General features: G+C 29.7%; 4 protein-coding genes and 1 CRISPR repeat array. All 4 genes read left to right on the top strand.

Translation table 11 applies throughout. From position 1 onward, the window contains the following. Positions 1 to 8 precede the first annotated feature (8 nt). The 4 genes from cas3 to cas2 are packed head-to-tail and all read left to right on the top strand — an operon-like array spanning position 9 to position 4,058. On the top strand, positions 9 to 2,285 hold the full coding sequence (gene cas3, locus Q7P22_RS05640; protein ID WP_303861766.1) for a CRISPR-associated helicase Cas3': 2,277 nt from the start codon (positions 9 to 11) through the stop codon (positions 2,283 to 2,285). Further along, positions 2,282 to 2,779 (top strand): CRISPR-associated protein Cas4, encoded by a 498-nt coding sequence (gene cas4 / locus Q7P22_RS05645; RefSeq protein WP_303861767.1) that lies wholly within the window; start codon positions 2,282 to 2,284, stop codon positions 2,777 to 2,779. The genes cas3 and cas4 overlap by 4 nt, the downstream gene beginning before the upstream one ends. Positions 2,780 to 2,788: 9 nt before the next feature. After that, entirely contained in the window at positions 2,789 to 3,781 is a 993-nt protein-coding gene (cas1b, locus tag Q7P22_RS05650; protein WP_303861769.1) for a type I-B CRISPR-associated endonuclease Cas1b, read from the top strand. Between the two features lies 1 nt (position 3,782). Beyond that, positions 3,783 to 4,058 (top strand): CRISPR-associated endonuclease Cas2, encoded by a 276-nt coding sequence (gene cas2, locus Q7P22_RS05655; RefSeq protein WP_303861771.1) that lies wholly within the window; start codon positions 3,783 to 3,785, stop codon positions 4,056 to 4,058. A gap of 174 nt (positions 4,059 to 4,232) precedes the next feature. After that, positions 4,233 to 7,570: a CRISPR direct-repeat array (repeat unit 30 nt; unit sequence ATCTGAATATAACCATAGTGGAATTTAAAG). The last annotated feature ends 27 nt before the right edge of the window (positions 7,571 to 7,597 follow it).

The raw sequence follows: 7,597 nt of genomic DNA on the forward strand, positions 1-7,597 counted from the left end.
GTGATTATATGATTGATGAAAATCTAAAATTTATATATAGAGAAGCAAAAGCTAAGCCAGATGAAACTCTATATGGTCATACATACGAATTGTTAAATCAATACAAGCTCATTAAGAATTTTGGTTATTTGAGAGAAAATTTGTTGAATTTGTTAGAGGTAACCTGTGTATATCATGATATAGGCAAATTGAATCCTATTTTTCAAGAGAGAATAAGAAAGAATAGTCGATTTAACCCTGAAAAAGAAGTTGGACATAATATATTATCTGCATATCTGGTTAATTATTTTATTGAACTAAAAGGTAAAGAAAAAGAAATAGTAATAGCTTCTATTTTAAATCATCATAATTATGTCTCAAACTATGATGTGATAGCTGAACAAAAATTTCTAATAGAAGAAAACTTGTCTAATATAAATGAACAATATTTAAAAATTGATAATGCTGTTTTCAATGAGAACGTTATTAAATCCATAAGAGGGCGTTCGGCCACTAAATTAAAATCAATTAGAAAGAATAATGACTATATTAAAATCAAAGGTTTGCTCCACAAGTGTGATTATTCAGCAAGTGCTCATACAAACTGTGAGCTAGAAAATAATTTTCTAATGGATATGATGAATAATCTTGGATATGAATGGAGAGAGATTCAAGAATATTGTTTGGAGAATCATAATGAAAATGCAGTAATAACTGGCTCTACAGGTTTAGGAAAAACAGAAGCATCCCTATTATGGGCTGGAAATAGTAAAGTTTTTTATGTATTGCCCCTAAGAACAGCTATTAATGCTATGTTCAGAAGAATAAGAGATGAGATAATTCAAATGGATTATATGGATAAAATAGGTTTATTACATGGAGAAACAGCAAGTGTATACTTATCTGATGATAAATCTTCAAAAGAAGAAGTATTAGAGAGTGAAAAATTCTTTGAGTATTACGATAGAACACGGAATATGTCTCTTCCAATAACTATTGCTACACCAGATCAACTATTTGATTTTGTCTTTAAATATCCAGGTTATGAATTAAAACTTGCAACATTCAGCTACTCTAAGATTATAATTGATGAGATACAAGCTTATAGTCCTGATATTTTAGCATATACAATCTACGCTATTAAACGGATAAATACTTTAGGTGGGAGATTTGCCATCTTTACCGCTACTTTAGCTCCGTTTGTTAGAGACTTATTATTAGAAGAAATAGAAGGGGAAACAAAGATAAAGTTTAAAGAAGCTGTTTTTCTAACGGATATAAAGAGGCATAATATGAAAATAGTAGAACAACGAATTACTGCAGAATATATATTTGATGAAATTAAAAGTACCGATATTGAAACTTGTCTAATAGTTATGAATACTGTAAAAGATGCTCAAAACATATATGAAAGACTAAAGGAACTTTCTATTGAAGGTCGATATGATGTTGATCTTAATCTTTTGCATGCTAGATTTACTGTACAAGATAGAGCTAAAAAAGAAGAACAAATTTTAAAAGATGGCAAGAAAATACATTACCTTAAAGGAATACAGACAATCTGGGTTACAACTCAAATAGTTGAAGCCAGTCTTGATATTGATTTCGACTTATTATTTACTGAGCTTTCAGAGCTATTAGGTCTATTTCAAAGATTTGGAAGGTGCTTTAGAAAAAGAGAAAAAATTAATGATAGGCCAAATGTGTATGTATTTACTGAAATTGACGATAAATACTTGACTGGGAGTTCTTATGGTTTTATAGATAAAGGACTTCACATGTTAAGTAAAGAGGCTCTAATTGATAAAGGGAATGGTATAATCACAGAAAAAGAAAAAGTAGATATGATTAACAAGTACTTTACAATGGAAAAATTGCGTTCTAGAAGAGATTCAGAATTTTTAGAAGAATACAGAAAAAGATACGAATACATAGATGATCTAAATGTTGAAGAGCTGGATTTTAATGAGGTTAAGAAAAGATTTAGAAATATTATTTCTTTTAAAGTTATTCCAGAATCAATCTATACTCAGGATTACAAAGTTGCAGAACTTAGAGACAATATAGAAGAAGTAGAACAATTAATTAAAATGGTAAGTTATGAAAAGGAGAAGAAAGATTTAAGGGTAAGTTTAATCAAATTAAAGAATGAGCTAAATGATTATACTCTCAGCGTTGATCCAAGTTTCATTTATAATGCTGATTTAATAGAAATAGGAGGGGAGAAGATATATATTGTAAATAATAAATATAATAATGAAGTAGGATTAACTAGAGAAAAATCAGAGGAAAGTATAACAATATGAGAGATATTAAAATTACTGGCTTAATGATTTATTATTATTTTGTCTGCAAAAGAAAGCTTTGGTTTTCTACTAATAATCTCGATATGGAAAGCGAAAATGAAAACGTTGCCATAGGAAAGTTTATCGATGAAAATTCCTACAAACGTGATAGAAAACACATCCTAATTAATGATGAGATTAACATTGATTTTATCAAATCCAATGGAACAATTCATGAAATAAAGAAAAGTAGGAAAATTGAAGAAGCATCCATTTGGCAAGTTAAATATTATTTATATTACTTAGAAAAACTAGGAATATCAGAAATAGAAGCGAAAATAGATTACCCCTTATTAAAGAAAGTAGTAGAGGTTGAATTAAATGGCGATGATCGAGAAAAATTAAAAAAAGTAATAGGGGAAATAAAAATGCTTTTAGAAAGTAGCGTGATTCCTAAAGAAAAGATGAGTGAAAAATGTAAAAAGTGTGCATATTACGACATATGTATTATATAGGAGATTATTATGAAGAAAAGTTTATACATATATCAAAATGGGGAGCTTAAAAGAAAGGATAGTACACTTCGATTTATTAATGAAGAAGGAGATAAAAGAGATATTCCAGTAAACTCGATTTCAGAAATATATTTTTTTGGTGAAAATAGCATAAACACAAAATTGATAACTTTTTTATCACAGCATAATATAATAATTCACTTCTTCAATTATTATGACTTTTATACGGCAAGTCTTATTCCTAAAAGGACAAAAATTTCTGGAAAGTTGACAGTAAAGCAATGTGAATATTACATCGATTCAATTAAGCGGTTAGAATTGGCCAAAAAATTTGTTCTTGCAGCAGGAAATAATATCTATAGAAATCTAAGGTATTATAATGGAAGGGGTAAGGATTTAAGCAAACCAATGAGCGAGATTTCAAGACTTATAAAAAAGGTAGAGAATGTAGAAAAAATCTCTGAACTAATGGGGTTAGAGGGAAACATACATAAAATTTATTATGAGTCTTGGAATATTATTATAGACCAAGAGATAAATTTTGAAAAAAGAATTAAGCGTCCACCAGATAATATGATAAATACATTAATATCATATTTAAATTCTTTAGTATATACAACCGTATTAGGAGAGATTTACAAAACACAACTAGATTCTACAATAAGTTATCTCCATGAACCAGGAACGAGTAGACATTCATTGAGCCTAGATATAGCTGAGATATTTAAACCACTAATAGCGGATAGATTGATTTTTTCATTATTAAACAAAAATCAAATCCAAGAAAAACATTTTACTAAAAATTTAAATTATCTACATATGGAAGAAATGGGCTCAAAAATTATTCTTTCAGAATACGACAAAAGTTTAAAGAGAACTATTAACCATAAGGATTTGAATAAAAGTGTGAGTTATAGATATCTAATAAGACTTGAATGTTATAAGTTAATAAAACATCTTTTAGGTGAAAAAGAATATGAACCTTTTATAATGTGGTGGTAATATGTATGTAATTTTGGTTTATGATATATCTATTGAAGATAAGGGTCAAAAAAGATGGAGAAAAATATTTAAAATATGCAAGCAGTACTTGAACCATATTCAAAATTCAGTTTTTGAAGGTGAAATATTAGAATCAGATTTGTTTGTTTTAAAAGAAAAATTAGAAGCCGAGATCAATAAAGAATATGATTCTGTAATCGTATTTAAGAGTAGAAATGAAAAATGGTTGAACAAAGATATAATAGGTTTAAGGATAGATGATCCTCAATTTATTTAATTGTCGATCCCTTATAATGCAAAATGATATAAAGGTCGACAAGAAATCAAATCAAGGCTAATCATAAGAATAAAAAAAATGTTGTTCTAAGATTTATAAAAATATCAAAATTGGGTAAGGTAGACAAAATGCTTGCCTTGAGCCATTGAATTATCTATGTTAAAATGGATACGCATCTGAATATAACCATAGTGGAATTTAAAGAAGCTAATGACGTAGCAAACGGAGTCAAGACGGCCATCTGAATATAACCATAGTGGAATTTAAAGAAGTGCAGAGGTTATGGGGCAGTATCAGAGTATAGATCTGAATATAACCATAGTGGAATTTAAAGGCAAAAATGACTATCTTTTGTCCCGTCTTAGTCTTTAATCTGAATATAACCATAGTGGAATTTAAAGTTGCACTGTTTAGGTATTCGATTGCTTTTTTGATATATCTGAATATAACCATAGTGGAATTTAAAGAGTAGGTAAGAAGTTTAAAGCAGATTTTGAATCCATATCTGAATATAACCATAGTGGAATTTAAAGTTATAAAAAAGCGTAAAACCGGAACCATCATTAATTTATCTGAATATAACCATAGTGGAATTTAAAGGTTGAAGTTAAGGGCGAAAGCAAGAGGGTAAAAAAGATCTGAATATAACCATAGTGGAATTTAAAGAAAAATAGACCTACATTCGAGAATTATTCTAAGAAATCTGAATATAACCATAGTGGAATTTAAAGATTTCCATATAAGCATATGCCCAAACTCTACAATCAATCTGAATATAACCATAGTGGAATTTAAAGTAAGTGATTCATCTTGCATTGTAATTGAAGCTACTGCATCTGAATATAACCATAGTGGAATTTAAAGTTCTATAAGGTGTTCAATTTCGTGTTCTTGTCTACATCTGAATATAACCATAGTGGAATTTAAAGAAACACATAGTGGTACAAGCAATAGCTTCTAGATATATCTGAATATAACCATAGTGGAATTTAAAGAAAAGTGATAATGGTTTTAGAATTGTACAAGCCCCAGATCTGAATATAACCATAGTGGAATTTAAAGTGCTAATACCTGTTTCTTGTTGTATTTTATCTTTGAATCTGAATATAACCATAGTGGAATTTAAAGTAATCATTGTAAAGCACACCCTCATCACTAATATATATCTGAATATAACCATAGTGGAATTTAAAGGACATATATCGAGATACTGTTGGTTGTGATAGTTTTATCTGAATATAACCATAGTGGAATTTAAAGCCAGTACCAATCGCAGTACCAAATAGAGCAATTAAATCTGAATATAACCATAGTGGAATTTAAAGATTAAAAGAAATAGCATAGGAGGAACCACAGTGGCATCTGAATATAACCATAGTGGAATTTAAAGCAGCAAATAACTGTAAATTCATTTCGATTGGGTTATAATCTGAATATAACCATAGTGGAATTTAAAGACCTGGTTTAGGTATCTTTACTTCCTGATTTACCCAATCTGAATATAACCATAGTGGAATTTAAAGTGAGAATCTTATCAAATACTTTAAAGAAGTAGACCTTATCTGAATATAACCATAGTGGAATTTAAAGATTTTTAGGATGTTCTCTGCTTTCTGGATAGCCTTTTCATCTGAATATAACCATAGTGGAATTTAAAGTTCATCCTTCGCATAATTATCATAATGTGTCATATTATCTGAATATAACCATAGTGGAATTTAAAGTGAGCTTAGATATACAGGTCAAGGAACGCCAGTAGCATCTGAATATAACCATAGTGGAATTTAAAGTTTATGTAAGACTGTTTTCTTTTGCCGTTTTGATTGGATCTGAATATAACCATAGTGGAATTTAAAGAGTCTATTGTCAAAGTACCTAAAATCAGCGATATAATCTGAATATAACCATAGTGGAATTTAAAGTATTCGCTTCTCTGGTCAGGTGCTCTTCTGTATCTTTTATCTGAATATAACCATAGTGGAATTTAAAGTGTTTTTCATCGTTGCGATTAACTTATGCAGTTTACATCTGAATATAACCATAGTGGAATTTAAAGGTCTACACTTCTGGCTACGTCAGCTACGGCCACGTTATCTGAATATAACCATAGTGGAATTTAAAGGAATAAACGGTGCGACCACTACTATAAAAGCTAACAAATCTGAATATAACCATAGTGGAATTTAAAGATCTATGACGTGGCAACGCAAATCAACGACGGTTTAAATCTGAATATAACCATAGTGGAATTTAAAGCTTTACTGGTCGATTATAGGCATTTCCTAGGATGCCATCTGAATATAACCATAGTGGAATTTAAAGTCGTAAATCTCTTTACCGTTCTTGTCTTTGAGTCCTATCTGAATATAACCATAGTGGAATTTAAAGTCATTTGTAATATTGAAATCGAACATCTTAAATTTAATCTGAATATAACCATAGTGGAATTTAAAGCTGCGAAAGCAAGGAGGAAAACGAAATGAAACTTCCATCTGAATATAACCATAGTGGAATTTAAAGGATAGGTTTTATACGGTTAAAGTTAACTCAATTATTATCTGAATATAACCATAGTGGAATTTAAAGGTATATGGTCCAGTAACGTATATTAAATCGGGTCTGATCTGAATATAACCATAGTGGAATTTAAAGTTGATAATAAATCACATTATCTATAATGCCGCTTTGATCTGAATATAACCATAGTGGAATTTAAAGATTTTTTATGTATTGTTGAAGAAATGTTCCTGTTAATCTGAATATAACCATAGTGGAATTTAAAGAAAGAAATGCTTTGCAATTGTTTTACCGTAGCCTTTATCTGAATATAACCATAGTGGAATTTAAAGTGATACCTTGCTAGGTTTTCCGCTGTCGCTCCCCAGCATCTGAATATAACCATAGTGGAATTTAAAGGGAGACTAGATGTTTTTGATTCTCACGGTAAAATTTATCTGAATATAACCATAGTGGAATTTAAAGCGTCTAATATATACCATGTTCCTTTTAAGATCTCTTATCTGAATATAACCATAGTGGAATTTAAAGGTCATTTCTATGTACTCGTCTAATCTCTGTATTCTATCTGAATATAACCATAGTGGAATTTAAAGGTATATGGTCCAGTAACGTATATTAAATCGGGTCTGATCTGAATATAACCATAGTGGAATTTAAAGTATAGCAAGCTGCTGTAATGGAAAAAGAAAGACAGCATCTGAATATAACCATAGTGGAATTTAAAGGGCAAAAGAAGCCCCGATAACGAGCGAGAATGGAGCTATCTGAATATAACCATAGTGGAATTTAAAGTTCGTATAGATCCATCTCATCCCAGTTCGCCGGACAATCTGAATATAACCATAGTGGAATTTAAAGGTATTACCCGATGAGTATCAAGCAATCAGTAGAAAGAATCTGAATATAACCATAGTGGAATTTAAAGAAAGATCCATAAGAGATAAGCTAAGTAGATTTACTCAATCTGAATATAACCATAGTGGAATTTAAAGTATAGAAAGTTTCATGCACTACGACAT

Origin of the sequence: Alkalibaculum bacchi, from assembly GCF_937875145.1 — a bacterium.
Lineage (GTDB): Bacteria > Bacillota > Clostridia > Eubacteriales > Alkalibacteraceae > Alkalibaculum > Alkalibaculum bacchi_A.

Excerpts from the sequence above, each read along its gene's own strand:
- cas3 (WP_303861766.1), top strand. The coding sequence starts at position 9 with ATGATTGATGAAAATCTAAAATTTATATATAGAGAAGCAAAAGCTAAG.
- cas2 (WP_303861771.1), top strand. The coding sequence starts at position 3,783 with ATGTATGTAATTTTGGTTTATGATATATCTATTGAAGATAAGGGTCAA.
- cas4 (WP_303861767.1), top strand. The coding sequence starts at position 2,282 with ATGAGAGATATTAAAATTACTGGCTTAATGATTTATTATTATTTTGTC.
- cas1b (WP_303861769.1), top strand. The coding sequence starts at position 2,789 with ATGAAGAAAAGTTTATACATATATCAAAATGGGGAGCTTAAAAGAAAG.